This is a genomic window from Xanthomonas arboricola (assembly GCF_002940665.1).
In the GTDB taxonomy this organism is placed as follows: Bacteria; Pseudomonadota; Gammaproteobacteria; order Xanthomonadales; family Xanthomonadaceae; genus Xanthomonas; species Xanthomonas arboricola_B.
Map to the genome: position 1 here is coordinate 981955 of NZ_MIGY01000003.1, position 26797 is coordinate 1008751.

The following is a 26797-nucleotide window of genomic DNA, read 5'->3' on the forward strand; positions in this document are numbered from 1 at the left end:
GGCTGCCGCACGCAGCGGTGCCTGCCGGCGCAGCGCTCGCTGGCCCGGCATCACAGCATGTCCCACTGCATCGACAGGTAGTAGCTGCGCCCGGTGACGCCGGTCATCTGCCAGCGGCTGGCGATGTCCTTGTAGGCCTCCTCGGTGCGATTGGTGAGATTCAGGCCACCGAGCTGGAAGCTCAGCCTGTCGTTGACCTGGTAGCCGAGCACCGCATCCAGCTGGGTGCGCGCCTTCATGGTGTGGCCTTCGCGCGCGAAGAAGCTGTCGCTGCTGTCCTGTTCGTACTCGCTGCGATGGTTGAGCGAAACGCGCGCCGAATAATGCGCGCTCTCCCAGTACGCGGTGGCGTTCCAGGTCTGCTCGGACAGGTTGCGGATCTGGAAATCGGTATCGCGCTGCGGAATCACCCGAGTGAAGTTGGTGGTCACCCCGAAGCCGTCGATCGGCAACCAGGCATCCAGCGATTGCGTCCAGCCCAGTTCGTAACCGCGGATCTTGACCTTGCTCGGGTCGTTGGTGGTGGCGGTGATCTCGTAGATATCGCCGCCGCTGTCCACGCAGTCGCCGGCCGCGTTGCTGGACAGCGCAGTGCCGCTGAAGGCGGCCGGGCAGACGATGCTGTTGAAGGTGCCGTTCTTGATGTTCTTCCAGAAGCCGGCCACGGTCAGCGCGCCGCCGTTGCCGTAGTACCACTCCAGGCTCAGGTCGGCCTGGTCGCCGGTCAGTGCCTTCAGATCGGTCTGGCCCTGGGTGACGACATAGGTGGTGGTGCCGCCGGTATTGGTGCCGGTGGAGATGGTCGAGGCGATGGCGGTATTGCTGTCCAGGATCGGCCGCACTAGTACCTTGGCGGCGGCAAAGCGCAGCAGCAGGTCGTCGCGCATGTCCAGCACCAGATTCAGGCTGGGCAACCAGTTGGAATACTCGTACGGCGCGCGCGCGGTGCCGATCACCACATTGGCATCGTCGCTGGCGGCCTGCGCCTGGGTCAGGTAGGTATCGGTGGTGCGCTTGGTGTTTTCGTAGCGCAGGCCGAGGTTGCCGCGCAGACGCATGCTGCCGATGTCGGTATCGATGCGCGCCATCGCATAGGCCGAGGAAATGTCGTTCTCGATGCTGTAGCTGCTCTGCGGTGCGAACAGCACTGGCACGCTGATGCCGGCGGCGGCCAGCGAGCGTGCGTAGGCGGCGATGTCCGGGGTGACCCAGCTGTCCTGCGAGGCCAGCTGCCCGTCGAGGAAGTTGCTGACCGTGCTGTTGGCGGCCGACAGCTCCGGGAACATGTCGAAGCCCGACACCGCACCGGTCCTGAGCAGATACAGGAAGTCGCGCCGGCGCACGTCGCGCTCGAAGGTTTCGCGGCGGTACTTGGCACCGAAGCGCACCGCATTTAACGCACCCAGCTCCAGATACCGTTCGGCATCCAGCTGCAGCGACCACTCCTTGTTGCTGAGCGACTGGATGGAGCCATTGGGATACTCGCTACGCACCAGATTGCGCTTGTCCCAGGCGCTGGCATTGGTGGCGTCGGCATCGGTGGTCAGCGAGATCGCGTCGGGATTGGAGGTATCCAGCAGCGTCGCCGAGGGGATCCGGCCCAGGATCGCGGCACGTTCGTTCTCGTCGGTCTTGCCCTGGGTGTAATTGGCCGCGCCACTGAGCGTCCAGGCATCGCCCTTCCATTTGAAGTCGTAGGTGAGCAACTGCGTGGACAGATCGTGTTGTTCGATCTGGCGATTGTTCTCCAGCCAGTAGTCCGATGCCGACACCTGCGTGGCGGTCAGGCCGTTGGTCTGCAGCACCGTCAGCGGGCTGCGCTCGAACGAGTACACCAGCTGGTTCATGTCGTTGGCGGTCTTGTCCTGCGAGTACAGCGCAGAGAGGTTCATCTCCAGCTGGTCGTTGGGCTTCCACTGCAGGCCGCCATTGAACATCTTGCGCGTGGTCTCGCGCTCGATCGAGCGATAGCGCGGACGACGCGGGATGTACAAGGTGCCGGCGTCGGTGTCCTGCGTGTACCAGCGGTCGATCCACAGATAATCGGCGCGGTCCTTGAGCTTCTGGTAGCCGGCACTGAGGAACACGCCCAGATCGCCGCCGCCGAACTTGAACTGGTCGATATAGGTCAGCACGCCCTTGGGCGTGGGCGAGCCACCGGCGAACTCCGCATATTGGGTCTTGGCCGAGAACAGCAGCTTGGTCTGCTGGTAGTCCAGCGGTTTGGTGGTATTGATGTTGACCGTGCCGGACAGGCCACCGGCATCCATGTCCGCCGACGGCGACTTGATCACCTCGATCCCGGCGGCCACTTCCGGCTGGATGATGTCGTAGCGGAACCCGTCGGTGAAGTCGGCGCTCTTGATCACCTGGCCGTTGATGGTGGTGGCCGAATACTGCGGGCCCAGACCACGCACGCTGATGGTGGAGCCGCGCCCGTTGATGGTGGAGATCTGCACGCCGGGGATGCGCTGGATCGCCTCGGCGATGTTCTCGGCAGGAAACTTGCCGATGTCCTGTGCAGAGATGCCATCGGTCATGCGCACATCGTCGCGCTTGTTGTCCATCGCGGTGATCAGGCTCTTCTGGTAGGAGCTGGTGACCTTGACGGTGTCGAGCTGGGAGATCTGCGCCGATGCCGGCGGCGGCGATTGCTGCACCTGCGCATTGGCACCGCAGGCAAGCAGCGACAGCGCGATGGCGACGGACAGCGAGGAGGGCGAACAACAACGCAACGAGGCACGCGGGACAGGTGACATGGGAGATCCTGAGGTGGAATGGCTGGACGACGACGCGACTGGCATTCCGATCGATCAGCAAAGACAGATCACGACGCTGGGCAACCCACCCACACGCGCACAGGCCACCAGTTCCGGACGTGCGGAACCGCCTGCGATCTGTTGTCCGCGAGCACCCCGTACGGCCCCCCGTGGGTGCCGATGCCGCCTCCCTCCCAGGACGGACATCGCATGCCATTGCTGATCAACGGCCCTGACTGGCAAATACCAATTTAGTGGATTTGATTCTTATGGTCTTTAAAAGATCCTGTCAACAGTCACTACCGAAAGTGTTTGAGGGCCGGCTGCGAACGCGCCTGAGCCCTGCTTTTCAAGACCTTCGACGGTGCACAAAGGATCATTCGGGTGCGCAGCGGGCATCGTTGTCACAGGACCAGTCGCTGACCAATCCCTTGCAACCAGACCAATTCCGGTGGGTCCGGAATGTGCATACCGCAGCGCACGCATTGCGGGCTGCATCACAGTCGATCACCGCACGCTCCCGCGTGCTCGGGGCAGCATCTCTGCCCTATCAACGCGGCCCGTCGACTGCTGCAATGACTGCTAGCGGCGCAACGCCGACAACGTTGTCAACAGATCAATGAAGTGTGCCACCGCAGCGGCCGCGATGAAGACACCAGCCGACAGGCATGCACGCTAATGGTGCAGACGAAAGATTTTTCGCCGCGCCGCGCATAACAGCAGTCCTAGCGCAATTGCCCCTGGTCGATGCGCAACAAGCTGCGCTCCGGGGTGGCGGCAAAGCCCAGCAACTGCAGGCCCACGCCCAACACTGCGTCCTGCCCGGGATCGATGCGTGACTGCAGCTGCCAACGCCCATCGCGCCACACTTGCAGCTGTGCATCGGCCTGCACGCCGGCAGGCAGCGGTGCATCGGGCAGCAGGCTCAGCACGGCGCTGTCGTCTACGCACCGCGGCTGCCCGGACAAGCGCAACGGCGGCAGACCGGGCAACTCGCCCGCGCCACTTGCCAGCAGTTGCAGGCCGACCCGCCCACCTGCCTGCACGCAGCCGGTGGCATCGAACAGCAGATCCACCTGCTGCAGCTCCACCGCCAGATCGATCAAGGCCATGCCCGCCGGCTGGCGCAACAGCAGCTGGCCCTGCGCATCGCCGATACCGTAGTGCGCGCCATCCACCAGCAGCAGTTGCAGCTGCGTGGCCTGCAAATGTACCTGGCGCTGTCCACGCAACAACGGCCAGACACGCGGCCGTACCGTGACATCGCCGAAGGCGATGCCTTGCCATTGCACCTGCCGCAAGGTGCCGGCCCATACCGGCCCATCCACGTCCAGCGCCGAGAACGGCAGCCCCTCGCGTGGCAGCACCAGGCGCAGCGGCAGCCACGCCAGCAGCGCGACAGCCACCATCACCAGGAAGACCAGGATCCAACGCAGGCGCGTCACGGTGCAGGCTCCGCAAACCCGCAGCGTACCCGCAGTTGGCCCTGGTCGCGCACGATGCTCAGGTGCGTCGGCGCCAGGCCATGCGCCTGGCGCAGCCGCTCCAGCCAGCCGAACAAGCTGGTGGCGCTGACCGCATCGATCTGCACGTCCACTCCGCCCGCCGCGCTGCGCTGCTGGGAGGTGATGCCGACGCCGGCTTCGCGTGCGCTGCTTGCGATGAGCTCGGCCAGTGCCGTCGTGCCAGGTGCAGCCGCACGCCCGGTCGCCGATGCCTGCGCAGATGCATCCAGCACCAGCTGCGCCGCAGCGGCATAGCGCGCCTGCGCCTGGGCACGCCAGTGCCGCAACGGGGTGTAGAGCGCATACCAGGCGACGAACGCAGCCACGGCAGCGCACATCACGCCCAGCATCAGCCGCTCGCGCGGCGCACGCGCCCGCCACCACTGCGTGCCGCGTTGCACAGGTGCAGTCATCGCAATGGCTCCAGCACGAACGGCGTCCGCAGGCGCTTGTCTTCGCTCTGGCTGCTGCCGGGCTGCAGTTGCCACCCCTGCTGGGCCAATCGTGCGGACAGCTGTTGCAGGCTGGCGCCATCGCCATGCAGCAGGGTGCCGCGCAGCGGCTGGGTGGCGTGATAGTCGAGCTGATCCAGTTCCGCCGCCGGCATGGCATCGACCGCCGCGAACAAGGGACCGAGCTGCACGGCCAGGCGATCGGCCGCCACACCGGTGTGCCGGCGTTCCTGCAGCGCGGCCGGTACCGCCGCTGCATCGCGCACGCCCAACTGCGCGGCAGCGCGCGATTGCAGCATGCGCGCACCGATTTCGTAGCGCAGTGTCTGCGCCAGCAACAGCACCAGCGGCGACAGCAGCACCAGCGCGGCCAGCACCACAAGACGGCGCGCAGTGATTGTCTGCGCAGCGGCCGGCCTTGCAGCGAACGCGTGCTGCAGCAGGTTGATCGGCACGCGCATGGCGCCTTGTGCCAGGCAGGCAATGGTGTGCGCGGTGGCGTGCGCTGGCGGCTGTGCCGGCGCGCGCTCGCCCAGCAGCATGCGCGCGGCCTCCGGCTCCAGGCTGCAGACCAGGCCTGCGCCGCGGATCAGCCAACGGCCATCCCAGTCCATCACCACTGCCGCAGCATCCGTGGCCGGCTCCAGCAACATGCAATCGGGCACCACCGCATCGGGGACGACGCCCAGCTGCGTTGCGCGCGCCAACCACTGCTGTAGTACTGCGCTGTCCACCGCAGCAACCAGACGCGTGCCATCGGCCTCGCTGCGATCGGCGATCACCACATGCAGCGCCGGTGTCTCCACAGCCAGGTGTTCGGCCAGTTGCAGGCGCGCAGCCGCGACCGACTGCGCGATGCTGCGGCCGGGCAGGCTCAGCCAGCGCAGATGCACCTCCACGCCCGGCACCACCAGCACGGTGCGCGTGGACGGTTCATACGGCGCGCTGGCTGCACGCTGCGACAGTACCTGGCCATGCGTGTCCACACGCACGGCAATCGCGTGTGCCGTGGCATCGGCGGGCAGCAACAGCAAGGTGGTACTCATTCGTCGGAACTCCATTGACGCGCCACCAGCCGCACGCGGCCGGCAGGATCCTGCTGCAGCAAGGCGTCCAGTACGACTTGCGCGCCGGCGTGGTCGACCTGGCTGTAGAGGGAAAAATAGCGGGTGCGTAGTTCGATCTGCTCCAACACTGCATTGGAAGGTTCGGCCTGGATCAGCGCAGGCTGGCTCAAAAAGGTGTTGGCATCGCGCCATCCCCCAGCCGGCCGCGCGGCAATGACGCGGCGCGCGGCTGCCAGCTCCAGAGCGCCTTCGGTCAGCGCCACCAGGACCGGCGCATCTTCCGGGCGCAGCGTATTGATATTGATCGGCGACAGGCGCGCCTCTGGCAATGCGCACACATGCGGCCGCAACTGCGCGATCACCTGTGGCGTATAGCCGGCGATGGCGCGCAGCTCGCTGACGCCCGCCAGCAGGGTCGCCCCGCTGCGCAACGGCACTGCCGATTGCAGATAACGATCGTCTTCGGCGCCCTGCGCACCGGGCTGGCTGTCGCTGTCGATCCAGTCCACCAGCGCATCGGTCAGCGCCTGTGCCTGTTGCGGTGCGATGCCCAGCACCTCCAGCAAGGCGCGGTACTGTTCTGCGCCGTCGTCGCTGCGCTGCCATTGCTCGGGCGCACCGGCGACCACGCTGTTGAGATTGAAGCAGCCGCCGCGGTCGCGCAGCCGCACACTCACTGCGCCGTCGTCCAGCGGGAAGGTCACCGGTTGATCGTTCCAGCCGCCCTCCAACGTGGTGCGTATCGGGTCGCGCCTGGCCAGTGCCTGCAGGCGTTGCCGGGCGATGGCTTCGGTGCCCAACGCATACCACTGCGCCTGCGTCATCGCCTCGCCATTGCCGCTGCGGCGCAGGCCGAAGCGCAGATCGTCCAGCACTGCGACCATCAATAGCGTCATCACCGCCACCAGCAACAACACCGTCAGCAGTGCGACGCCACGTTGCTCAGCATGTGCGTTCAAGGTCTTCATCCGCGCCCCTCCGGCAGCAGGAACAACTGGCGCACGCGGCCCCATTGCTCCAGCTCCAGCTCCAGCGAGATCGCATCCGGCAGCGCGTCGAGCCCGCCGCTCCAGCCATCGCTCCACTGCGCGCGATAATGGAACCCGACCGCTGCCGAGCGCACGCCACGCAACACCACCTGCGGCGTGCCGGCGATTGCACCGTCGAGCGCGGGACGCGCACTGCGCTCCAGGCGTCCGTCGACCACGCGGTATTCCACGTACTGCAGCGACGCGCGCGGCGCCTGATCCGGATTGCTCCAGCCGCGTCGCACAAAACCGAACAGCGGCCCCGGCACACCGGGCGGGCTCGCGACGAACGCGGTGCGTGCTGCGCCGCCCTCGCTGTTGCGCGTGCGTCGCACTGCGGCCTGCTGCAGGTCGCCGCGCAGCAGGCCGTGCGCAAGCTGGAACTCGCGAACCTGCTGCAGGCGTGCCCGCACCGCATCGCGCTGGTCGATGCTCTGGCGCATCACCACCACCGCGGCGACCGCCACCAGCGCGAACACCGCCAGGGCGACCAGCAGCTCGATCAAGGTGAAGCCCGCGCTGCCACGGGTGCCCGCTGCGCTGCGACGTGCGCGGATCATTCGGCGCTCCGCAGGACACTCACGCTGGCGATTTCCTGCGCCTGCGCTGCGGCGCGCACCTGCACCTGGATACGCACGATGCCGGTACTGCCGGCCGGCATCGCCGTGCGCCGCCAGTCCCAGCTGCGTCCGCCCAGCTTTTCCTGCCCGTTCGCCGGCGCCAATGCTGCGGCGGTGGGCGCCAGCATTGCGTCGATCGCCTGGTTCTCCGCAACCACCGCAGCCAAGGCGCGCTCTTCCAGCACCACCGCAGTGCGCGTGCTTTCGCCGGACAGGTTCAGCAGGCCAACCACGGCCATGCCGAAAATCGCCAGCGCGACCATCAGTTCGAGCAGCGAAAATCCGGCGCAGGCATCGGGCTTACCGCGGGCGCGCATCGACCCGTACCACGCCGGCGGCGTCCACCACCACCTGCAGCTGCTGCTGGCCGTCGGCCAGCGCGATGCGTTGCGGCGTGGCCGCACCGGTGGGATCGAAGCGCACGCTCAACCGGGTCCCGCCCACCGGCAACTGCGTCTGCACGCCGGCAGGCCAGCGCATCGCGGCGAACGGCTTTTCATCCAGCGGCACCCAGCGTTGCTGTGCCTGGCGGCGGAACCTGTAACCCCCCGCATCCACGGTCACCTCGACCATGCGCAGGCTCAGGATGGCTTCGTCGCGCGCGTGCAGCAAGGCACTGGCCAATGCATCGGCCTGGTCGTGCAGGTCACGCCGCGTATCCGGCAAGGTCAGCACCACCAGCGTGCTGGCGAGTGCCGTGATCACCAGGACGGCGAGCAGTTCGAGCAGGGTGAAGCCGTGCGCCTGCGTCCGCGATGCATGTACCCGTGATTGCCCTGCGATGGCCGTTTGCGCGAGCACTGCTGCGACTCAGCGCCAGTTGCCGATATCGGCATTGTCGGCGTCGCCGCCTTCGGCGCCGTCGGCACCGAACGAGTAGACGTCGAAACCACCACTGCGACCCGGTCGACGGTATTGGTATGCGTGGCCCCACGGATCTTCCGGCAGGCGGCGGACATAGCCGCCCTGGCGATAGCGCTCGGGCCGGGTCAACCCGGTCGGCGCATTGAGCAAGGCCTGCAGGCCCTGTTCGGTGCTCGGGTAGCTGAGGTTGTCCAGCCGATAGGTTTCCAGTGCCTGCTCCAGCACCGCCACGTCGGCACGCGCCTTCTCGACCATGGCGCGGTCCTGGCTGGGCATCACGTTGATCATCACCACCGTGGCCAGCAGGCCGATGATGACGATGACCACCATCAACTCGACCAGGGTGAAGCCGCGCAGGCGCACGCGCGCGGTGAACGATCCAGAACGTGCGCGAGAATGGATGGACTGCATGACGATCTCCAGGGATAAGCGGCCGCGCTCAACCAAGCGCGAGGGTGTTGAACTGCAGGATGGGCAGCAGGATCGACAGCACGATCACCGCCACCACGCCGCCGAGCAGCACGATGATGGCCGGTTCCAGCAGGCTCATCGCCGCGGTGGTGAAGGACTCGAACTCGCGCTCCAGATAATCGGCCGCGCGCTCCAGCATCGGCGCCAGGCGCCCGCTGTTTTCGCCGCTGGAGGCCATGTACAGCAACGTCGGTGGAAACACGCCGGCGCGCTTCATCGCCGCGGCCAGGCTGCCGCCTTCGCGGATTGCCGTGACCATGTTGTCGGTGGCCAGGCGCAAGGCGCGGTTGTCGACGGTGCGCGCGGCGATCATCAGGCCTTCCATCAGCGGCAGCCCGCTGTTGACCATGATCGCCAGGGTGCGGGCCATGCGTGCGGCGTGCAGGTCGCGGATCAACCGGCCGAGCAAGGGCGCGCGCAGCACCGCACGGTCGGCCGCCAGGCGTAACTCCGGGCGCTTGAGCAGGCGCAGCGCTGCGATCACCGCAATGACCAGCACCACCAACAGCGGAATGCCCGCGTGCAGCAGAAACTGCGACATGCCGATCACCGCGCGCGTCAGCCATGGCAACGCGCGGCCCATCGAATCGAACTGGTCCACCACCTTGGGCACCACGAAGGTCATCAGCACGATGACCACCGCACCGGCGGTCAGGGCCAACGCCGCCGGATACACCAACGCAGACTGCAGCTTGCTGCGCACCTGCGCCTGCCGCTCCAGCAGGTCGGCCAGGCGCTCCAGCACCTGCGGCAGCGCACCGGCACTCTCGCCCGCGGCCACCATCGCGCGGTACAGCGGCGGAAACGCAGTGCCCTGGCGCGCCATCGCATCGGACAGGCGGAAGCCCTCGACCACCAGCCCGTGCGTCTGGCCGGTGACCCGGCGCACGCCGCGCCGTTCGGATTGCGTGCCGATGGTGCGCAGCGCTTCTTCCAGCGGCGCGGTTTCCACCAGCGTGGCGAGTTGCCGGGTGAACAGCACCAGATCCTTGCCACTGAAACGCGCCGGACGCACGCTGCTGGCCGCCACCGCCGCCTCCACGCGTACTGGCACCCACTGCCGCTGCTCCAGTTGCGCACGCGCAGCCTGTACCGTGTCCGCGCTGATCACGCCCTGGCGGCTGTGCCCATGCAGGTCGAGCACGGTGTAGTCAAACCGTGGCATGCGCATCGTCCTGCTGGCGGGTCACCCGCAGCGCTTCTTCCAACGTGGTGAGGCCTTGCAGCACCGCCGCGCGCGCGGCATCGCCCAGGCGCGCTGCGCGTGCGAAGGCCGCTGCAGCCAGGGCATCCTCGTCGGCGTTGTCGCCGATCAGGCGGCGCATCGCATCGTCCACCGCGATGGCTTCGTAGATGCCCACGCGCCCGGCATAACCGCTGTGGTGGCAGGCCGCGCAGCCCACGGCGGCGTAGATGGTTGCATCGTCGGGCGCCTGCAACATCTGCCGCGTGCTGGCATCCAGCGGGCGCGGTGCGCGGCACTGCCTGCACAGGCGACGGACCAGGCGCTGCGCCAGAATCAGCCGCAGGCTCGACGCGAGCAGGAATGGCTCGATGCCCATGTCGCGCAGCCGCGTGACTGCGCCCACCGCATCGTTGGTGTGCACGGTGGACAGCACCAGGTGGCCGGTGAGGCTGGCCTGCACGGCGATCTGCGCGGTCTCGGCGTCGCGGATCTCGCCGATCATCACCACGTCCGGATCCTGGCGCAGGATGGCGCGCAAGCCGGCCGCGAAGGTCATGCCGACACGTGCGTTGACCTGGGTCTGGCCGACGCCGTCGATGGCGTATTCCACCGGGTCCTCCACCGTGAGGATGTTGCGCGAGCCATCGTTGAGCAGGCTCAGCGCCGCATACAGCGTGGTGGTCTTGCCCGAGCCGGTCGGCCCGGTCACCAGCACGATGCCGTTGGGCACCTGCAGGGCGCGCTGCACGGTGTGCATCACCGCCGGTGGCATGCCCAGCTGGGCCAGCGACAAGGTGCCCTGCTCCTTGTCCAGGATGCGCAGCACCACCCGCTCGCTGCTGCGCGTCGGCAACGTGGACACGCGCACGTCCAGCGCCTTGGCGCCCATCACCAGCGACACGCGGCCATCCTGCGGGATGCGTTTTTCGGCGATATCCAGCCGCGCCATCACCTTGACCCGCGACACCAGCAACGGCGCGATGCGTCCGGGCAAGGTGGCCGCCTCGCGCATCACCCCATCCACGCGCAGGCGTACGCGCAGCCGCGATTCGTAGGACTCCAGATGCACGTCCGAGGCGCCCAGGCGCGCGGCCTCGGCGATGATGCCGTTGATCAGGCGAATGATCGGCGCATCGTCCTGGCTGTCGAGCAGATCGGCGGTGGGGATGTCGTCGATCAACGAATCCAGGCTGCCGTGCAGGTCCAGCGCCTCGACCTGCACGCCCTGCTCCATGCCGGCATCGGCGTAGATCTCCGACACATGCCGGTCGAACACCGACGGCGCCAGCGTGCGCACCTGCAACGGCATGCCCAGCGCACGCCGCAGCTCGATCAGCGCCTGCACATCGCCACCCTCGCGCAGGCCGATCTGCGCGGCGCTGTCGCTGCCGAGCAGCACCACGCCGTGGCGCTTGGCAAACGCGTAGGAAATGCTGGCGCGCGCGGTGTTCATGGCATCAGCGCTGCGCGGGACGCGCGCCGGGCGCAGGCGTTGTTGCCGGTGCGGGCACGGCCGACGATGGCGCGGCCGGCAGCTGCGGCGGCTGCGCACGCAGGTAGTCGCGCACCAGCGCATCGAGCGCGGCTTCCGGGTCGCCATCGGCCAACTGGCGATCGCGCAGATAGGTGTAGCGCGGCGCGGTCATGCGCTGCGCATCGGCCGCGTCGCGGATGATGGTCGGGCGGATGAATACCATCAGATTGGTCTTGTCGCGATTGCGCGACTTGTGCCGGAACAGCGCGCCCAGGCCGGGCACATCGCCCAGCAGCGGCACCTTCTCCACGGTCTGCCGGTCGTTCTGGTCGAGCAGGCCGCCGAGCGCGACGATGGCGCCGTTTTCCACCACCACGCGGGTTTCGATCTGGCGCTTGTTGAACACCAGCTCCGACGACTGCGCGCTGACCGGCCCGGCAATCGCCGAGACTTCCTGCTTGATCGCCAGGGTGATGCCGCCAGCGGTATTGATCTGCGGGCGCACTTCCAGCTCCACGCCCACGTCCTGGCGCTGGATGGTGCGGAACGGGTTGTCGTTGGCCGCGCCCAGCACTTCGCCGGTGGTGATCGGCACTTCCTGCCCGACCAGGATGCGCGCCTGCTCGTTGTCCAGGGTCATGATCGACGGGGTCGACAACAGGTTGGAGCCGGTGTCGCTCTTGACCGCATCGATGATCATGCCGAACACCGCATCGTTGCTTTGCCCGGCCAGCCCGATCAGGCCGCCGCTCAGGCCCAGCAGCGATTGCGCGGCCACATTGCGCGCCTGTTCCAGCACCGAATCGTCGTCGCCGTTGTTGCTGCGCGTGCCGGCCGCCGCTGCGGCCAATGGCACGATGCCCGGTGAGGCGCCGCTGTACTGCGTGGCAATCAACGGCACCGTGCCATTGCGCCCGGCCAACAACAGCTGCACACCCAGACGCTTGGCGGCGGTGTCGGAGATCTCCACCACGATCGCTTCGACCAGCACCTGCTCGCGATGCACGTCCAGCTGACGGATCACATCCATCAAGGCACGCTGGGTTTCCGGGTCGGCATTGATGATCAAGGCGTTGGAGCCGGGGTAGCGCACGATCACCGGGCGCTTGCCGGCGGCCGGTGTGATCACCTGCGTCTGTGCAGCGCCCGTAGCGCCGGCGGCCACATCCACCGCGTTGGAGCGCGTGTCCTGCCCGGGCTGTGCCTCGTTACCCGGCGTCTGCCCGACCAGCTGCTGCAACACCGGCAGCAATTGCTCGGCGCTGGCGTGCTGCAGCCGCACCACGCTGACATCGCCGCGGCGTTCGGCACGCCCGTCCAGATCCACCGCGGTGCGCACCACCCGCTGCACCAATGCCGGGTCGCCGCGCACGATCAGCGAATTGCTGCTTTCCACCGGCAACACCGACAGCACGTTGCTGCGCTCTCCCCCCTGCCCGAACAGCGAGGTCAGCGTGCGCGCCAGTTCCTGCGCGGAGCTATTGCGCAAGCTCACCGTGTCGATCGCCGCGCGGTCGGTGTCGATCTGCGCGACCAGGCCGCGCACTCGGCGCAGGTTATCGGCGTAGTCGGCAATCAACAGGCTGTTGCCCTGCGGCATCGCCATGATCACGCCGCCGCGCCCGATCAACGGTTTGAGGATCTCCGCGGCGCTGCGCGCATCCACGCGTTGCAGGGTGAACACCTGCGTGGCGAATCCGAGATTGCCGTTGGCGGCGCTGGCCGGCTGCTGTGCAGCGGTATCGTCGGGAATGATGCGGTAGGTCGACGGCCCGCTGGACACCGCGATCAAGCCGTTGGCACGCAAGACCGCCAGCAGCATGCCGAGCAGATCCTGTTCCGACATCGCCTGCGCACGCGCCACGTTGACCGTGCCCTGCACGCGCGTGTCCACGATGAAGGTGATGCCGGTGGCGCGCGACACATCCTGGATGAAGGCGCGCAGGTCCACATCCTGCAGGCGCACGGCCGGCGCATCGGCGGCATGCAGCGACAGCATCGGCACCGCCGGCAGGGCGAGCAACAACGTGGCCGAAAGCAGCCATCTGGGGCGGGCAGCAGTCATTGCGGGCGCTTCAAGGTCATGGTGTGGGTCTGGCCGTCGCGGCGGTAGGTCAGCGTGGCCGCCTGGCCATCGCGCAGTTCGTCCTGCAGCTCGCGCAGGTGTTCGGCATCGAGCGTGCGGCCATTGAGTTGGGTGAGCACATCGCCCGGCGCCAGGCCGGCCTGGCGCAGCAGTGCACCATCGCCGCGCGGCATCACGGTGAAGCCACTGCCGTCTTCGCTTGCACGCAGGCCGGCGGTGGTGAGCAGTTGTTGCGGGTCGACGGCCGCCGCCGTGGCCGTGCCAGCCGCAATGCCGACATTCGACGTCACCGCAGGTGCGCCGCCCGCTGCTGCGGGCGCGGCCGTTGCCGGCGATGTAGCTGCCGCAGACGCGCTGGATTCCACCAAGGCCAGACGTCGCACGCTGCTACCGGTACGCAGCAGCACGTGATCGCTCGCGATCGCCTGCACCGTCACGCCAGGCACCACGCCATCGCCCATGCGATACGCCCCCTGCCTGCCGTCGCCGCTGCTCAGGAACGCAGCCGCTTGCGCGCCGCCCGCGCGTACGCCATGCAACACGATGCCGTCGCTATTCGCCTCCGCAACGCTGCGATAGAACACATCGCGGCGCAGTGCCGGCAATTCCGCCTGTGCAGGCGTGGTGACCTGGGTGGTGCCCAACGGCCCGATCGGGGCGATCACCACCCACACCACGCGCGCGCACTGCAACGCGAGCAAGGCCAGCAGCACGCAGGCCAGTGCGCTGCGGCCGCGCGCCGACATCAGGGGTTTCAAGGAGGGCAAAGCGCGCTGCAAAGCGGACATCCGTCTCAGGATTGCGGTCGGATGACAGAATGCGGCAGCAATGTGTCAGTTCGAAGAAAGTGATGACACAAGCCGACACACGGCGACACGGACCCAGATGCAAACGCCCGCCATGCGAGGCAGGGCGGGCGTTTGCGATACCGGCAGCGGGCGTCGGATCAGAAGCGCGCTGTCACACTCAGGTCATACGTCACGCCGGGCTGGTACTCGTACAGGTCTACCCGATTGCTGCCCAGGCTCTGATATTCCTGGTACTTGGTCTTGAGCAGGTTGCGTGCGGCGAAGTTCAACGACAGCGTATTGCCCGACCATACCAGGCCCTTCTTGATCACCAGATCCAGCGAGGTGCCGGGTTTGTCGATGTAATCCGGTTGCCCCGGTCGACCACGCGCGGACACCCGCTCACCGACATAATTGGCGATCAAGGTGGCCTGGCTGTGGGTGCTCTCGCTTTCCACACCGATCTGCAGGTTGGCGATGTCATCGGACTGCCCCTGCAAGGCCGAGCCATCGCGGATGAACAAGGTCGCCTGCACCGGTGCGGTGAAGCCGAACGGCTGCACGGTGTCGCCATCGCTGGCACTCACCTCCGACTTAGTGCGCGTGTAGTTGCCGGACACGAACACCCGCTTGTCGCCCCACCAGTCGGCCGCGATCGGCAGGTCCAGATATTTCTTGGCCTCCAGTTCGATGCCGTACAAGGTGGCCTCGGGCGCATTGATGAAGCTCTGCACGATGCCGCCGCCGGGCGCATCGTTGACGATGGCTTCGATCGGCTTGTCGATGCTCTTGTAGAACGCGCCGACGGTGAAATACTCGCCCGGCTCGAAGAACCACTCGTACCGCGCATCCAGGTTGACCAGCTCGCTATCGACCAGGAACGGGTTGCCGAAGAACTGGCGGTCGATATCCGGGTCCAGATACTGCTGCGGCGCCATCTCGCGGAACTGCGGGCGCGCGATGGTCTTGGACGCACCAAAGCGCAGCTGCTGGTTCTCGGCAAAATTCCAGGTCACCGTGGCCGATGGCAGCGCGTAGCTGTTCTCCAGCGGTGCCACGCTGTCCTGGCGCACGCCAGTGAAGATGTCGTACGGATGCACCGCCTGGGTGGCGTCTTCGTAGCGCACACCGACGGTGGCGCGCAGGGTCGGCACGATCTCGCCCTCGGCCTGCAGATAGGCCGCCTTGACCTTCAGGGTCGCATCGTACGCGGCCGCACCGAAGCTGCCGGTGGTCTCGCGCAGGCGCAGCAGATCGTTGCTGAGGTTGTAATCGGAGATCAGGTAATCCACACGCTGGAACTGATTGTAGAACGGCAGCGGGCCGTCCAGCGCCAGGAAGCGGAACTCGCGGCTCCACGCGCTGCGATCGTTGTCCAGATAGGCCAGACCGCCCTTGACGGTGAAGTCGTGCTCGATCGGCAAACGCCAGGTCACATCCACCCCGCCGCTGGCCACCTTGTCGTCGACCTTGCTGAAGCGGGTGTAGTTCTGCACGCGCGAGGCATCATGCGCCCAGTAGCCATCGAGCAACTCGTAGCGAATGCCGGTTTCGTACGGCACATCGCGGCTGGCATTGGCCACCGCTGCGCGCCATTCGATCTTGAGATCGTCGTACTCGCCGAACGCGTGCGTGCCGCGCAGCTGGTTGTTGATCAGCTGGCGCTCGTACCACTCGGTGTTGTCGTCACGCACATCGAAACCGGCCAGCTCATCGCGGCCGGCACGGCTGCGCGCCACTTTCAAAGCATCGTGCACATACAAGGTGGTCCAGCCGATGGTGTGGCGGCCGTACTCCCAGCCCAGCCCCAGCATGCCGTTGGTGCGCACGTTGTTGCGGGTGGTGGCGAAGTCGTAGTTGGAATTGAACTCGACCGTATCGCCGACAAAGATGCCGTCCTGCTGCTTGCCGGTGCGCGTGCGCCACTCGTTGTCGTAACTGGCCACCGCGATGATGCCCAGCTTGGCCTCGCCCACGTCCATGCTGTAACCGGCACTGCCGCCGACATTGACGTCCGGGGCGATGCTGTCCTTTTCCTGCAGCACATACAGGTTGGCGTCGTTCAAGCTGCGGCCGATACGGCGGATGTCCTCGCGCGAGAAACTGCCCAGATCCACGCGCCGGCCGCTCTGGATCGCATCGCGCAACGCGGCAGGCTGCTTGCGGGTGCCGTCGTCGTAGCCCCATTCGTCATCGCCGGAGCCGTAATAGGTCAGGCCTTTTTCGCCGGTGCTGACGCTGTTGACGCCGCCACCCACGGTCAGCGACAGGAAGGGTTTGTCCGGCACCGCCATCGACTGCAGATCGATCACGCCACCGCCGAATTCGCCCGGATAATCGGCCGAATAGGTTTTCTGCACGGTCACGCTGGCCAGCACATCGCTTGGGAACAGATCCAGCGGCACCACGCGCTGCATCGGCTCGGGGCTGGGTAACGGCGAGCCGTTGAACAGTGCCGACGAATAACGCTCGCCCAGGCCGCGCACATACACATACTTGCCGCGCGACAGGCTCAGCCCGGTGACACGCGTCAGTGCCACCGCCGCGCTGCTGTCGCCGGTGCGCTCCATGTCCTCACGGGTGACGAACGATGCCACCTCCGAGGTCTGCAGCATCGGTTCGGGAATGTACTCGCCGCGCACCACGACCTGGTCGAGTTGCTTGGGCGCACTGGTGGCGGTGCTGCTGCCACTGGCAGAGCCGGCATCGGTGGTGGTCGACTGCGCCAGCGCAGCGCCGGAAAACAGCAAGGTAGAAATGGAAAGAGACAGGCCCGTCCGCGAGAGACGGGCGACAGCGGAGGTTCGCATCGTGGGAGCCCTGGCAACTGAAAGATGAAGCTGGACGCATCACAAGGCAGCCGCGCGGGCTGCCTTGCGATGCTGTGCCTCAGCAGGGACGATCGGCGGTCAGGCCGCAGGTCCAGCCCTGCCACCAGGTGTCGTTGGCATCGCGCACGCCACCGATGTAGTTCACCTGCTGGAAGAAGCTGCTCACCCCGTTCAAGCCCTGGAAGGCCGGCACGGCGCTTTCGTTGGCGCCATTGACGAAGGTGTTCTGCAACGTGGACACGCCGTTGGCGACGTTGTTGGTGCCGGCCGCGAACTGGGTGGCCGCACGCGCGTCGCTGCCGAAAGCCGTCGGGCAGGCGAAGAACACCGAGTTGAAGGTTCCGAGCGTGTCGGCATCGGCCAGGTTGAAGCACACCAGGCCATCACCGCTGCCACCGGCCGGACGCGTGACGACCGAGTTGTAGAACGCGGCCTGCGTGCCCTGGTTGAGCATGATCGCCGCACCGGCGCGCGCATTGCCCACGTAGGTGAAGTTGGCCACCTTCGGGCGCGAATACGGCTGACGGCGCAGGCTGCTCCACTCGTTCATGCGGTCGCCGCCACCGGCGCGCTGCACCACGATGCCGAACTGCAGGGCACCGTTCCAGCCGGCATCGGTATCCAGCGAATCATCGTCGGCGCCGGTGATCACGATGTGGCTGCCGTTGACGGTGCCGCCGAACCATTCGATGCCGTCGTCGGAGCTATTGTGGATCTGCACATGATCCAGGCGCGTGCCGCTGCCCACGCCGGCCAGGGTGATGCCCTGCAACTCGTTGTTGGGCGAAATTTCGAAGCCCGAATACATCACCCGCAGGTAGCGCATGGAGCCGCTGTTGTCGGTGGCGCTGTTGCCACCGTAGAACGCGTTGGTACCTTCCACCTGCGCCTGGCATTCCGGCGTACCGGAGACCGTGGTGCCCGGGCAGTTGTTGATGGCCGCACGGCCCAGCACCACGATGCCACCCCACAAGCCGATGGTGTTGGCGCTAACCTGGCCCTCAAGCGCCTGGCGCGCGGTGAACACGATCGGGGCGGTGGCGCTGCCTTCGGCAAAGATCTGCGAACCGCGGTTGACCACGATGTAGTCGCTACCCGCCGAACCGAACAGGGTCACGCCCGGCTCGATGGTCAGGATGCCCTGCGTGCTGCCGGCGGCCGGTGCAATGGCGTTGCCGCCGCGGTCGGTGCCCACGTTGACGCGTCCGCTGATCGAATACGCCGTGCCCGCACGTGCCGGCACCACCAGGTTGCCGTTGATGGTGTCCGGCAGCTGGCAGGCGCGCAGCGTGTTGTTGGCGATGGTGCCGACGTTGGAGAAACCGGTCGGGCAATCGGCGGCCGGGCCGGTCGGTGTCGGAGCGGGCGTGGGTGCAGGCGTGGGCGCCGGGGTCGGTGCGGGGGCCGGCGTCGGTGCCGGCGGAAATGCGCCCTCGCCGGGCGAAGCGACACGATCGGCACCACCACCGCAGGCCGACAACGCCAGCGCGGTACCAAACGTCATGAGAAGTGTCTTGCTGCTATTGCGAACGGACATGCGGCTGATCTCCAGGTCAAGGAAGGTCCGGTATGAAGAGGAGTCGTCAAGAATTGGTTGCGTTCCGCTCACTGCAGTGGCGAGCACGTTCAAGATCCCCGTCACTTTTATAGGGGCTGTCTGTGTCATTTGTCTTACCACGACACAATTGACACATGCCTGCCACACACTGACATGCACTGTAGAAGGATGACCTCGACCCCCATCCCCACTGCCCTGGGCAACTGGATCATTGCGCAGGCAGTGGCCGGCCAACTGCCTGAGCAAGCGCTACAGCCGCTCCTGGATCAAGGCTGGAACGAACAGGACGCCATCGACGCAGTCGAGGCATTGGTGCGCGACCACATCCAGCAGCACGCGCAGGCACATGGCCTGCCGATGCCGGTGCGTGTGCCCGCAGTGCTGCAGCACAACGATGCCTCGTTGCTGGACCTGGGCGATCGCCAGGTGCACGTGCTGGTCAGCCTGTTGCTGCCGCGCGTGGTGGTGCTGGGCGATTTCCTGTCCGATGCAGAATGCGAGGCATTGATCGCACTGGCGCAGCCACGCCTAGCGCGTTCGCGCACGGTGGACAACGACAACGGCGCGCAGATCGTGCATGCCGCGCGCACCAGCCACAGCATGTGCCTGCAGCTGGGGCAGGATGCGCTATGCCAACGCATCGAGGCGCGCATCGCCCGCCTGCTCGACTGGCCCGTGGACCACGGCGAAGGACTGCAGGTCTTGCGCTATGCCACCGGCGCCGAATATCAACCGCACTACGACTACTTCGACCCCGCTGCCGCCGGGACGCCGGTGCTGCTGCAGGCCGGCGGTCAGCGCGTCGCATCGTTGGTGATGTATCTCAACACCCCGGAACGCGGCGGCGCCACGCGCTTTCCCGATGCGCACCTGGACGTCGCTGCGGTGAAGGGCAATGCGGTGTTCTTCAGCTACGACCGCCCGCATCCGATGACACGCAGCCTGCATGCCGGCGCCCCGGTCCTGGCCGGCGAAAAGTGGGTCGCAACCAAGTGGCTACGCGAACGCGCGGTCCGCATGCCCGGCTGAGAGCGAAGATTGGAAGCTACGCAATCGCCAGGTGGACGACCATCGCGCACTGCTCTCAACGTTGCATACCGACCATCCCGACTGGTCCTTACCTGCCCACCGTCGCGGGACCTTACGCGGCATGGATGCCGCGTAAGCGCCTACATGGACGTACTTGCAGCGTGTCCTGCGAGGGTGGGTGGGCAAGGGCCTTGCAGCAAAGTCACAGACCAGCTGCTCTACAACAGATCTACCCGCGCGGCCCAAACATGCGCTGATCGATCCGCAACATCACCAACCGCAGCGGCGTCCATGCCAGGCACAAGCCGGCGAGGATACCCAACGTATCGGCAAGCGCATCGTACGGATCCGCGCTGCGATTGGTGGTCAGTGCCCCTTGCGCGATCTCGATCCCGATCCCCAACAGCACCAATCCGAACGCCGCAAGCAACAGCGCGCGACGGGTGGCGAACAGCTGCACCGCCCCCCAGCACAACAACGCGAACGTCAAGAAATGCTCGGCCTTGTCGCTGTTGGAAGGAAGTTCCGGAAACTCTGGTGGCGGCCCCATGCATACCGCAATCACCATCAGGATTGCGGCGATCCACAGGCCTACCCACAACCGTGGCCGCCGGAATGGACGCAGCGCCGCGCTCACAGCCGCCATGTGAGATCGCCCGCCAGAAATGCCGGCGCAAAATCGACATCGCGCGCAAAGCCCATCACCTGGAAGCGCTCGCCCATTTCGCTGGGCAAGGTCAGCCGCTTGATCTGCTCACGCAGCCGCATGCGCCCCACTTCGTCGGTACGCGTGTCGGCCTGCGCCAGCAGGGCATCCAGGCCGTTGCCGAGCAGAAAGCTCGCTTGCGTGCAGTATCCGGCCAGTTCGAAACCGGCCCCGGTGCCGGCCTCGGCCAACGCCGTGAAGTCCACCGACGCAGTCAGATCCTGCAGGCCCGGCCAGCGATACAGGTCCTCATGCATGCGATGGCGATAGAACGCGCGCAAGGTGCCGTCTTCGCGCTGCGCGCGATAGAACTCGCCACGCGGGTAACCGTAGTCGACGAACAGCATCGCGCCGCGCTTCAGACCGCCAGCCACCGCCTGGACCCAGTAAGGCAACTGCGGCAGCAACTCGGAGCGATAACCATCGGCGAAGGGCTGCTCCAGATAGCGCTCCAGATGCCGCACCGCCGCGCCCAGCAAGGCATCGGCCGGCTGCTCGCCGCGCGCGAATTGCTGCTGCGCGTCCAGCACCACGGTTTCCTCATACACCTCGCCATCGCGCAGCGTGAAGCGCGGCGTAGGCAATGCATCGATCACTTCATTGGCGAACAGCACCCCATCCCAATCGTCCGGGAATGGACCGTCCAGCCACTCCACCAGATCGAAGACCGGCGGGATCAGGCTGCGTCCCAGGCGCTCGCGCTGACGCTCGCGCAGGTCGGCGCTGGGTTCCAGGATCGCGTAACGCTCCGGTAGCGCATCCAGCTCGAGCAGGCGCTTGAGCGTGACTTCGGCGAATGCACCGCTGCCGCCGCCCACTTCCAGCACGCGCGCCTGTGGCCCGAGCTGCTGCAGCACCGGCGCCAGCGCACCGGACACGGTGGCCGCGAACAACGGCCCCAGCTCCGGTGCGGTGACGAAATCGCCAGCCTCGCCGAACTTGCTGGAGCCGGCGCTGTAATAGCCCAGGCCCGGCGCATACAACGCCAGTTCCATGAAACGCGAAAACGGAATCGCACCACCGGCGGCGGCGATCTCGGCGCGCAGATGCGCAGCCAACCGATCGCTATGCGCCAGGGCGTCCGGATCGGGAGTAGGAAGGTCGGCGTGCATGCGGGCACCGGTTGCGGGGACAATGCACAGGATAGCCGAGCCCTTTGCAACGCCGAGCGAGTACGCCATGACAGACAGTTCCAAGGTGGTGTTGATCACCGGTGCAGGCCGCCGTATCGGCGCCCAGATCGCCACCACACTGCATGCGGCCGGCCACCGCGTTGCCTTGCACGGGCACCGCTCCGGCGAGGCGCTCAGCGCGCGCGTAGCGCAGCTGTGCGCCCAGCGCGCCGGCAGTGCGCAGGCCCTGCACGCCGATCTGCGCTTGCCGGAGGCGCCGGCGCAGCTGGTCGCCGACTGCATCGCCGCGTTCGGCCGCCTGGATGGCGTGGTCAACAATGCTTCCGCGTTCTATCCCACCCCGCTCGGCGCAGCGACGGTGGCGCAATGGGACGAGTTGTTCGCAATCAATGCACGTGCGCCGTTCTTCATCGCCCAGGCTGCCGCCGCGCAGCTGCGCCAGCACCACGGCGCCATCGTCAACCTCACCGACCTGCACGCGCAGCAGCCGATGCGCAACCACCCGCTGTACGGCGCGTCCAAGAGCGCGCTGGAAATGCTCACCCGCTCGCTCGCGCTGGAGCTGGCACCGGAGGTTCGCGTCAACGCGGTCGCGCCCGGTGCGATTCTGTGGCCGGACGAAGGCAAATCCGCAGATGCCAAACAGGCGCTGCTCGCACGCACGCCGTTGGCACGCATCGGTACGCCCGAGGAAATCGCCGAGGCGGTGCGCTGGCTGCTGGACGACGCCAGCTTCGTCACCGGCCACACCCTGCATGTGGACGGCGGCCGCCAGCTCAGTTGAGCTACAACGACGCTACCGCGCCACATCCAGCGCCGGAGCCGCGTCCAACGCAACCGTCGCAAACGCAATGCCGTACTGGGGATGCGCCTGCCACAGCGCGGCCAGGGTCTGTCCGCTCAGCGGGTCGACAAAGTCGGGCGCGATATCGGCCAGCGGCTTCAACACGAAGGCATGTTTGAGCTCGGGCCGCGGAATGCGTAGATGCCCGGGGCCTTCGATGATGCAATCGCCGAAGAACACCACATCCACGTCCAGGGTGCGGTCGCTGAAACGCGGGCCGCTGCGATCGCGGCCGTGCGTATCTTCCAGCGCATGCAGCCAGTGGTCGAGCGCAGGCAGGTCCATGTCCGTGTCCAGCGCCACGGCGTTGTTGACGAAGTCCGGCCCGTCGAAGCCCACCGCCGGCGTGCGATACGCCGGCGAGATGGCAAGTTGGCCGAAGCGCGCGCGCAAGGCGTCGACGGCCAGGCGCAGGTAGTGGGTCGGCTGGAGGTTGCTGCCGAGGCTGAGAAGCACGGTGGTCATGCGTTATTCGCGCATGCGGCCAGCGTGGGCGTCAACTGTTGCAATCGTCGCGCACCTTGGCCTGCCCGCCCGTAGTACGCCAGACCCTGGCCTCAGGCCACTTCCAGCGCATGCGCCACGGCGCGGAACACCCGGCGCATTTCCAGCGGTTTGCGCAACACATGCACCGGCAGTTCCGGCGGGAAATGCGAACGTTGCAGCGGCGCGCCGACGTCTTCGAGCACGATCGCCGGGCCGTGATAGCCCAGTTCCTGCATGCTCAACAGCACGCTCACCGCCGAGAGCTGGATGATGTCGCTGTCGATGATCACCAGGTCCGGCATCGCGTGCTGCTGCACCAGCTGCAGCGCCGCCGCACCGTCGGTTGCCAGCTGCGGTTGATAGCCCTGGCTGGACAAGGCGTTGCCCAGCAGCGACAGGCGCGTGGCCTCGCCATCCACCAACAGGATGCGCTGCCCATGCCCCAACGCCAGCGGCGGCTCGGGATCGGCAACCGTCCCCGCGGCCGCACGCATCGGCACGATCATGTCGAAACGCGTGCCCTCGCCCAGGCGGCTGTCGACCACGATGCTGCCGCCGTAGCTTTCGACGATGCGCTTGCAGGAAATCAGTCCCAGGCCGGTACCGTCGGCCTTGGTGGTGAAGAAGGGGCTGAACAGGCGTGCGCGGGTGTCCTCGCTCATGCCCACGCCGGTGTCGGCCACGCTCATGCGCACGCGCGCGCCATCATGGCGGTCGGCAGACAGGGTCAACGTCCCGCCGCCCGGCATCGCCTGGATCGCGTTCAGGCCCAGGTTGAGCAGGCACTGCTGCAACTCGGTGTAGTTGGCCTCGATGGTCAGATCCAGCGGGATCGTGTCCATCTGCAGGCGCACGCCGTCGGGCAGGCTGCTCTTGAGCAGCATCTGCACGGCCTGGAACAGGCTGGCGATCGACACCTGCTCGCGCGGCTTGTTGGAGCCACGCACGAACGACAGCATCGACTCGGCCATCTCATGCCCGCGCCGGCCGCACTCGGCCACCACGTTGGCCAGCTGACGCAGCTGCGGATCGTCGGTGCGTCCGGCCAGCAGGTCGGGCACGATCAGCAATGGCTGCAGGATGTTGCGCAGGTCGTGGCTCAACCCGGCCGCCAGCATCGCCAGGCTTTCCAGCCGCTGCGCACGCATCAGCTCGCTCTCCACGCGCTGACGTTCCAGATCCGCACGCGCCTCGCGGATCGCGCGGATCACTGCGCTGGGCAGCCGTGTCGGGTTGTGCTTGATGATGTAGTCGTTGGCGCCATCCTGCAGCGCCTTGACCGCGGTTTCCTCGCCCATCGTGCCGGAGACGAAAATGAAGGGCGTGGCGCCGTTCTGGCGCACCAGGCGCAGCGCCTGATGGCCGGAAAACCCGGGCATGCTCAGATCCGACAGCACGATGTCCGGCTGGAATGCATCCAGTGCGGCACGCAGCGATGGTTCGCTGTCCACACGCTCGAACGCCGCATCCAGCCCGGCATCGAGCAGCTGGTCGGACAACAGCTCAGCGTCTTCCGGTGAATCTTCCACCAGAAGGATCTTCAGCTGCTCCAGTTTGCCCCCCTCATGCAGCATGGGTCAGTCCAGCTCCGGTGCCTGATTGATGACCGCCCAGAAGGTGCCGAGCGTCTTGACTGCGTTGAAGAACTGATCCACGTCCACCGGCTTGACCACATAGGCATTCACGCCCAGGTCCCAGCTGCGGGCCAGGTCGCTCTCTTCGCGCGAGGACGACAGGATCACCACCGGCAGGCGCTTGAGCGACTCCTCGCTGCGGATCTGCTTGAGCACTTCCAGCCCGTCCAGGCGCGGCATCTTGATGTCCAGCAGCAACACCGCCGGCAGGCCTTCCTCGCGATCGGCGAAGATGCCCCGACGCAACAGATAGTCCATGGTTTCGACGCCGTCCTCGACATGCACGATCGGATTGGCCAGGCGGGCTTCGCGCAGGGCATCGACGGCCATTTCCGCATCGGCCGGGCTGTCTTCTGCCAGAAGAATGGTACGGATGGCGGTCATACAGTGAACTCTTGGTTGGGCGCTTCGAGCGCAGGTGGAAGCACAAAATAGAACGTGGCGCCTTCGTCGACCGCGCCTTCGGCCCAGACCCGGCCGCCGTGGCGCGTCAGCACGCGCCGCACGCTGGCCAGGCCGATACCGGTACCGGGATATTCGCTGGCCTTGTGCAGACGCTGGAACACGCCGAACAACTTGTCGCTGTATTCCATGTCGAAGCCGGCGCCGTTGTCGCGCACGCTGAACTGGTGGCCGCCGTCGGCCATCGGCGTGTAGGTGACCTCGATCCTGGCCACCTCGCGCTTGGTGCTGTATTTCACGGCATTGCCGAGCAGGTTCATCCACAGCTGGCGCATCATGTTCTCGTCGGCCACCAGCACCGGCAACGGCGCGATATGCCAGTCCACCCGGTGGCCGGTGTTCTCGCTCTGCACGTTGGAGTCCAGGATCGCGCGGGTTTCCGATACCAGCGACTGCATGTCCACCGCCTGCAGCCGCAGCGCGCTGCGCCCCAGGCGCGAGTACACCAGCAGATCGTCGATCAGCGACGCCATGCGACGCGCCGAGCTGCTGATCACTTCCATGTAGTGACGCGATTTTTCGTCCGCCGCATCGCCCAGATGGCGCGCCAGCTTGTCGGAGAATCCGGCCACATGGCGCAGCGGCGCGCGCAGATCGTGCGAGACTGAGTAGCTGAAGGCCTCCAGCTCGCGATTGACCTCCGACACCTGCTCCACCTTGCCTTCCATCTGCCGGTTGAGCTCCTGGATGCGCAGCTGCGAGGCCTTCTGCAGGCTGATGTCGCTGACCGTCATCAGCACCACGTCTTCGTCGCTGGTGTCCGGCAGCGGCATGCGCCGCGCGTTGATCAGCATGGTGCGCTGCACGCCATCGGCGGCGCGCTGCTCGTGTTCGTAGTCCCACAACTCGCGGCCGCGCAGCAGCACATCGGCCAGCCGCTGATGGATCTGCGCATCGCGCCAGACGCCCTCGCCCACGTCTTCCAGCGGCATCGATTCGTTGCCGCGCTCGTCCAGCCCGTACAACTCGGCAAACGCCGGGTTGTGCAGCAGGATGCGCTGGCTGGAATCCAGCAGCACGATCGGCTCGCGCACGGTCTGCAATACCGACGACGCACGGCCGTTGGCGCGCAGGTACTCCTGCTCGGCCGCCAGGCGGCGACGGATCTGCCGCTGCAGCAACCAGGTCACGGTGCCCAGCAGCAGCAACTGCACCACCAACGTGCCCCAGCTCAGCACGGCGTAATGGGCGCGCTCGGTGTCGGCGCGCGTGTTGCGCAGCTCCAGCAGCTTGCCCTCGGCCTCCTGCAACTCGTCGATCAGCACACGGATCGGGTTGTTCAAGGTCATGTCGTCAATCAGCACGCGGATCTGCTCGGGGGCAGTGGTCACCGCAATCCGCTCGGCCAACAACAGACGCCGCTCGATCGTGCTCTGGATGCGCCCCATCCGCACCTGCTGTGCGGGGTTGTCCTTGGTCAGCACGATCAGCCGCTGCACCGCAGCCAGCGACTCGCGCCGCCCGCGCCGCATCCGCTCCAGCAAGGCCGGACGCTGCACGCCGTGCGAGCGCATCAGGGCTGCCGATTCGGTGTCGCGCATTGCCGCTTCCAGGCGCTGGGCAGTCTCCTGCACTTCCTGGCTATGCAACACCCACGCCGCAGCCTGGTTGGCGTTGTGCGCCATCTGCTGCAACAGCAACGACGGCACCACCACAATCAGAAACACGGCAACTGCCAGTGACGGCAGGCGCCAGCGATCCCATCTGTCTTCTTGGACCGTCGTCTGCATTGCTAGGTCTGTATCCGCTCGCTGCCAAGGCCCCGAAGGCAAGTCGGCATTGTCTCCGATCAGGCCCAGGATGAGATTAACGAT

At 66.6% G+C, this 26797-nt stretch carries 23 protein-coding genes; 2 read left to right on the top strand and 21 right to left on the bottom strand.

Features of this window, described 5'->3' with window-relative positions:
- Window positions 1-50 precede the first annotated feature (50 nt).
- The 15 genes from XarjCFBP7645_RS18000 to XarjCFBP7645_RS18070 all read right to left on the bottom strand — a co-directional run bounded on the left by XarjCFBP7645_RS18000 (window position 51) and on the right by XarjCFBP7645_RS18070 (window position 18668).
- Window positions 51-2759 (bottom strand): TonB-dependent receptor, encoded by a 2709-nt coding sequence (locus tag XarjCFBP7645_RS18000; RefSeq protein ID WP_104538559.1) that lies wholly within the window; start codon window positions 2757-2759, stop codon window positions 51-53.
- Between the two features lie 725 nt (window positions 2760-3484).
- Window positions 3485-4168, bottom strand: a complete 684-nt coding sequence (gene gspN, locus XarjCFBP7645_RS18005; protein ID WP_429001478.1) for a type II secretion system protein N — start codon at window positions 4166-4168, stop codon at window positions 3485-3487.
- 32 nt (window positions 4169-4200) lie between these two features.
- On the bottom strand, window positions 4201-4677 hold the full coding sequence (gspM, locus tag XarjCFBP7645_RS18010; RefSeq protein ID WP_104538560.1) for a type II secretion system protein GspM: 477 nt from the start codon (window positions 4675-4677) through the stop codon (window positions 4201-4203).
- Entirely contained in the window at window positions 4674-5762 is a 1089-nt protein-coding gene (gene gspL / locus XarjCFBP7645_RS18015) for a type II secretion system protein GspL (protein ID WP_104538561.1), read from the bottom strand. The genes gspM and gspL overlap by 4 nt, the downstream gene beginning before the upstream one ends.
- Entirely contained in the window at window positions 5759-6751 is a 993-nt protein-coding gene (gene gspK, locus XarjCFBP7645_RS18020) for a type II secretion system minor pseudopilin GspK (protein ID WP_104538562.1), read from the bottom strand. Before gspK ends, gspL begins: the two co-directional genes overlap by 4 nt.
- Window positions 6748-7371, bottom strand: coding sequence for a type II secretion system minor pseudopilin GspJ (gspJ, locus tag XarjCFBP7645_RS18025; RefSeq protein WP_104538563.1), 624 nt, complete (start codon window positions 7369-7371; stop codon window positions 6748-6750). Before gspJ ends, gspK begins: the two co-directional genes overlap by 4 nt.
- On the bottom strand, window positions 7368-7748 hold the full coding sequence (gspI, locus tag XarjCFBP7645_RS18030; protein ID WP_104538564.1) for a type II secretion system minor pseudopilin GspI: 381 nt from the start codon (window positions 7746-7748) through the stop codon (window positions 7368-7370). Before gspI ends, gspJ begins: the two co-directional genes overlap by 4 nt.
- Window positions 7732-8214 (bottom strand): GspH/FimT family pseudopilin, encoded by a 483-nt coding sequence (locus tag XarjCFBP7645_RS18035; protein WP_104538853.1) that lies wholly within the window; start codon window positions 8212-8214, stop codon window positions 7732-7734. Before XarjCFBP7645_RS18035 ends, gspI begins: the two co-directional genes overlap by 17 nt.
- A gap of 27 nt (window positions 8215-8241) precedes the next feature.
- On the bottom strand, window positions 8242-8706 hold the full coding sequence (gene gspG, locus XarjCFBP7645_RS18040) for a type II secretion system major pseudopilin GspG (protein ID WP_104538565.1): 465 nt from the start codon (window positions 8704-8706) through the stop codon (window positions 8242-8244).
- A 28-nt stretch (window positions 8707-8734) separates the two neighbouring features.
- Window positions 8735-9931, bottom strand: coding sequence for a type II secretion system inner membrane protein GspF (gspF, locus tag XarjCFBP7645_RS18045; protein WP_104538854.1), 1197 nt, complete (start codon window positions 9929-9931; stop codon window positions 8735-8737).
- A complete protein-coding gene (gene gspE / locus XarjCFBP7645_RS18050) occupies window positions 9918-11405 on the bottom strand; it encodes a type II secretion system ATPase GspE (RefSeq protein WP_049805010.1) in 1488 nt (495 codons plus the stop codon). The genes gspF and gspE overlap by 14 nt, the downstream gene beginning before the upstream one ends.
- 4 nt (window positions 11406-11409) lie before the next feature.
- Window positions 11410-13491: a type II secretion system secretin GspD gene (gene gspD / locus XarjCFBP7645_RS18055; protein ID WP_053045400.1), complete on the bottom strand. Its 2082-nt coding sequence runs from the start codon at window positions 13489-13491 to the stop codon at window positions 11410-11412.
- Window positions 13488-14300 carry a type II secretion system protein N gene (locus tag XarjCFBP7645_RS18060; RefSeq protein WP_026063988.1) on the bottom strand — a complete coding sequence of 271 codons (813 nt, stop codon included), beginning with the start codon at window positions 14298-14300 and terminating at the stop codon, window positions 13488-13490. The genes gspD and XarjCFBP7645_RS18060 overlap by 4 nt, the downstream gene beginning before the upstream one ends.
- Before the next feature lie 158 nt (window positions 14301-14458).
- Window positions 14459-17110, bottom strand: coding sequence for a TonB-dependent receptor domain-containing protein (locus XarjCFBP7645_RS18065; protein ID WP_026063987.1), 2652 nt, complete (start codon window positions 17108-17110; stop codon window positions 14459-14461).
- 79 nt (window positions 17111-17189) lie between these two features.
- Complete coding sequence (locus XarjCFBP7645_RS18070) at window positions 17190-18668, bottom strand: hypothetical protein (RefSeq protein ID WP_104538566.1); 1479 nt, start codon at window positions 18666-18668, stop codon at window positions 17190-17192.
- 189 nt (window positions 18669-18857) lie between these two features.
- Here XarjCFBP7645_RS18070 and XarjCFBP7645_RS18075 point away from each other — a divergent pair, with 189 nt between their 5' ends.
- On the top strand, window positions 18858-19718 hold the full coding sequence (locus tag XarjCFBP7645_RS18075; RefSeq protein WP_104538567.1) for a 2OG-Fe(II) oxygenase: 861 nt from the start codon (window positions 18858-18860) through the stop codon (window positions 19716-19718).
- 229 nt (window positions 19719-19947) lie between these two features.
- Here the strand turns inward: XarjCFBP7645_RS18075 and XarjCFBP7645_RS18080 are convergent, their stop codons facing one another.
- A complete protein-coding gene (locus tag XarjCFBP7645_RS18080) occupies window positions 19948-20364 on the bottom strand; it encodes a VanZ family protein (protein ID WP_104538568.1) in 417 nt (138 codons plus the stop codon).
- Window positions 20352-21605: a class I SAM-dependent methyltransferase gene (locus XarjCFBP7645_RS18085; RefSeq protein ID WP_181126375.1), complete on the bottom strand. Its 1254-nt coding sequence runs from the start codon at window positions 21603-21605 to the stop codon at window positions 20352-20354. Before XarjCFBP7645_RS18085 ends, XarjCFBP7645_RS18080 begins: the two co-directional genes overlap by 13 nt.
- On the opposite strand from XarjCFBP7645_RS18085, the gene XarjCFBP7645_RS18090 reads away from it, so the two are divergent.
- Complete coding sequence (locus XarjCFBP7645_RS18090; protein ID WP_104538570.1) at window positions 21604-22341, top strand: pteridine reductase; 738 nt, start codon at window positions 21604-21606, stop codon at window positions 22339-22341. The two genes, XarjCFBP7645_RS18085 and XarjCFBP7645_RS18090, sit on opposite strands and share 2 nt — an antisense overlap.
- Before the next feature lie 12 nt (window positions 22342-22353).
- On the opposite strand, the gene folK is transcribed toward XarjCFBP7645_RS18090, so the two are convergent.
- The 4 genes from folK to XarjCFBP7645_RS18110 form a co-directional block, all read right to left on the bottom strand.
- Window positions 22354-22866, bottom strand: a complete 513-nt coding sequence (folK, locus tag XarjCFBP7645_RS18095) for a 2-amino-4-hydroxy-6-hydroxymethyldihydropteridine diphosphokinase (protein ID WP_104538571.1) — start codon at window positions 22864-22866, stop codon at window positions 22354-22356.
- 92 nt (window positions 22867-22958) lie between these two features.
- Window positions 22959-24461 (bottom strand): ATP-binding response regulator, encoded by a 1503-nt coding sequence (locus XarjCFBP7645_RS18100; RefSeq protein WP_104538572.1) that lies wholly within the window; start codon window positions 24459-24461, stop codon window positions 22959-22961.
- Between the two features lie 3 nt (window positions 24462-24464).
- The gene (locus XarjCFBP7645_RS18105; protein ID WP_016900854.1) at window positions 24465-24905 is read right to left on the bottom strand and encodes a response regulator; all 441 of its coding nucleotides are present in this window, start codon (window positions 24903-24905) and stop codon (window positions 24465-24467) included.
- Window positions 24902-26713, bottom strand: coding sequence for a sensor histidine kinase (locus tag XarjCFBP7645_RS18110; RefSeq protein ID WP_104538573.1), 1812 nt, complete (start codon window positions 26711-26713; stop codon window positions 24902-24904). Before XarjCFBP7645_RS18110 ends, XarjCFBP7645_RS18105 begins: the two co-directional genes overlap by 4 nt.
- Window positions 26714-26797: the final 84 nt, after the last annotated feature.

What these genes read in the sequence shown, in the direction of transcription:
- XarjCFBP7645_RS18075 (WP_104538567.1), top strand. Translation starts at nt 18,858, where the DNA reads ATGACCTCGACCCCCATCCCCACTGCCCTGGGCAACTGGATCATTGCG.
- XarjCFBP7645_RS18105 (WP_016900854.1), bottom strand. Translation starts at nt 24,905, where the DNA reads ATGACCGCCATCCGTACCATTCTTCTGGCAGAAGACAGCCCGGCCGAT.
- gspE (WP_049805010.1), bottom strand. Translation starts at nt 11,405, where the DNA reads ATGAACACCGCGCGCGCCAGCATTTCCTACGCGTTTGCCAAGCGCCAC.
- XarjCFBP7645_RS18100 (WP_104538572.1), bottom strand. Translation starts at nt 24,461, where the DNA reads ATGCTGCATGAGGGGGGCAAACTGGAGCAGCTGAAGATCCTTCTGGTG.
- XarjCFBP7645_RS18080 (WP_104538568.1), bottom strand. Translation starts at nt 20,364, where the DNA reads ATGGCGGCTGTGAGCGCGGCGCTGCGTCCATTCCGGCGGCCACGGTTG.
- gspJ (WP_104538563.1), bottom strand. Translation starts at nt 7,371, where the DNA reads ATGATCCGCGCACGTCGCAGCGCAGCGGGCACCCGTGGCAGCGCGGGC.
- gspK (WP_104538562.1), bottom strand. Translation starts at nt 6,751, where the DNA reads ATGAAGACCTTGAACGCACATGCTGAGCAACGTGGCGTCGCACTGCTG.
- gspM (WP_104538560.1), bottom strand. Translation starts at nt 4,677, where the DNA reads ATGACTGCACCTGTGCAACGCGGCACGCAGTGGTGGCGGGCGCGTGCG.
- XarjCFBP7645_RS18000 (WP_104538559.1), bottom strand. Translation starts at nt 2,759, where the DNA reads ATGTCACCTGTCCCGCGTGCCTCGTTGCGTTGTTGTTCGCCCTCCTCG.
- XarjCFBP7645_RS18065 (WP_026063987.1), bottom strand. Translation starts at nt 17,110, where the DNA reads ATGCGAACCTCCGCTGTCGCCCGTCTCTCGCGGACGGGCCTGTCTCTT.
- XarjCFBP7645_RS18090 (WP_104538570.1), top strand. Translation starts at nt 21,604, where the DNA reads ATGACAGACAGTTCCAAGGTGGTGTTGATCACCGGTGCAGGCCGCCGT.
- folK (WP_104538571.1), bottom strand. Translation starts at nt 22,866, where the DNA reads ATGACCACCGTGCTTCTCAGCCTCGGCAGCAACCTCCAGCCGACCCAC.
- XarjCFBP7645_RS18070 (WP_104538566.1), bottom strand. Translation starts at nt 18,668, where the DNA reads ATGTCCGTTCGCAATAGCAGCAAGACACTTCTCATGACGTTTGGTACC.
- gspN (WP_429001478.1), bottom strand. Translation starts at nt 4,168, where the DNA reads ATGGTGGCTGTCGCGCTGCTGGCGTGGCTGCCGCTGCGCCTGGTGCTG.
- gspF (WP_104538854.1), bottom strand. Translation starts at nt 9,931, where the DNA reads ATGCCACGGTTTGACTACACCGTGCTCGACCTGCATGGGCACAGCCGC.
- gspL (WP_104538561.1), bottom strand. Translation starts at nt 5,762, where the DNA reads ATGAGTACCACCTTGCTGTTGCTGCCCGCCGATGCCACGGCACACGCG.
- XarjCFBP7645_RS18110 (WP_104538573.1), bottom strand. Translation starts at nt 26,713, where the DNA reads ATGCAGACGACGGTCCAAGAAGACAGATGGGATCGCTGGCGCCTGCCG.
- gspD (WP_053045400.1), bottom strand. Translation starts at nt 13,491, where the DNA reads ATGACTGCTGCCCGCCCCAGATGGCTGCTTTCGGCCACGTTGTTGCTC.
- gspG (WP_104538565.1), bottom strand. Translation starts at nt 8,706, where the DNA reads ATGCAGTCCATCCATTCTCGCGCACGTTCTGGATCGTTCACCGCGCGC.
- XarjCFBP7645_RS18085 (WP_181126375.1), bottom strand. Translation starts at nt 21,605, where the DNA reads ATGGCGTACTCGCTCGGCGTTGCAAAGGGCTCGGCTATCCTGTGCATT.
- XarjCFBP7645_RS18060 (WP_026063988.1), bottom strand. Translation starts at nt 14,300, where the DNA reads ATGTCCGCTTTGCAGCGCGCTTTGCCCTCCTTGAAACCCCTGATGTCG.
- gspI (WP_104538564.1), bottom strand. Translation starts at nt 7,748, where the DNA reads ATGCGCGCCCGCGGTAAGCCCGATGCCTGCGCCGGATTTTCGCTGCTC.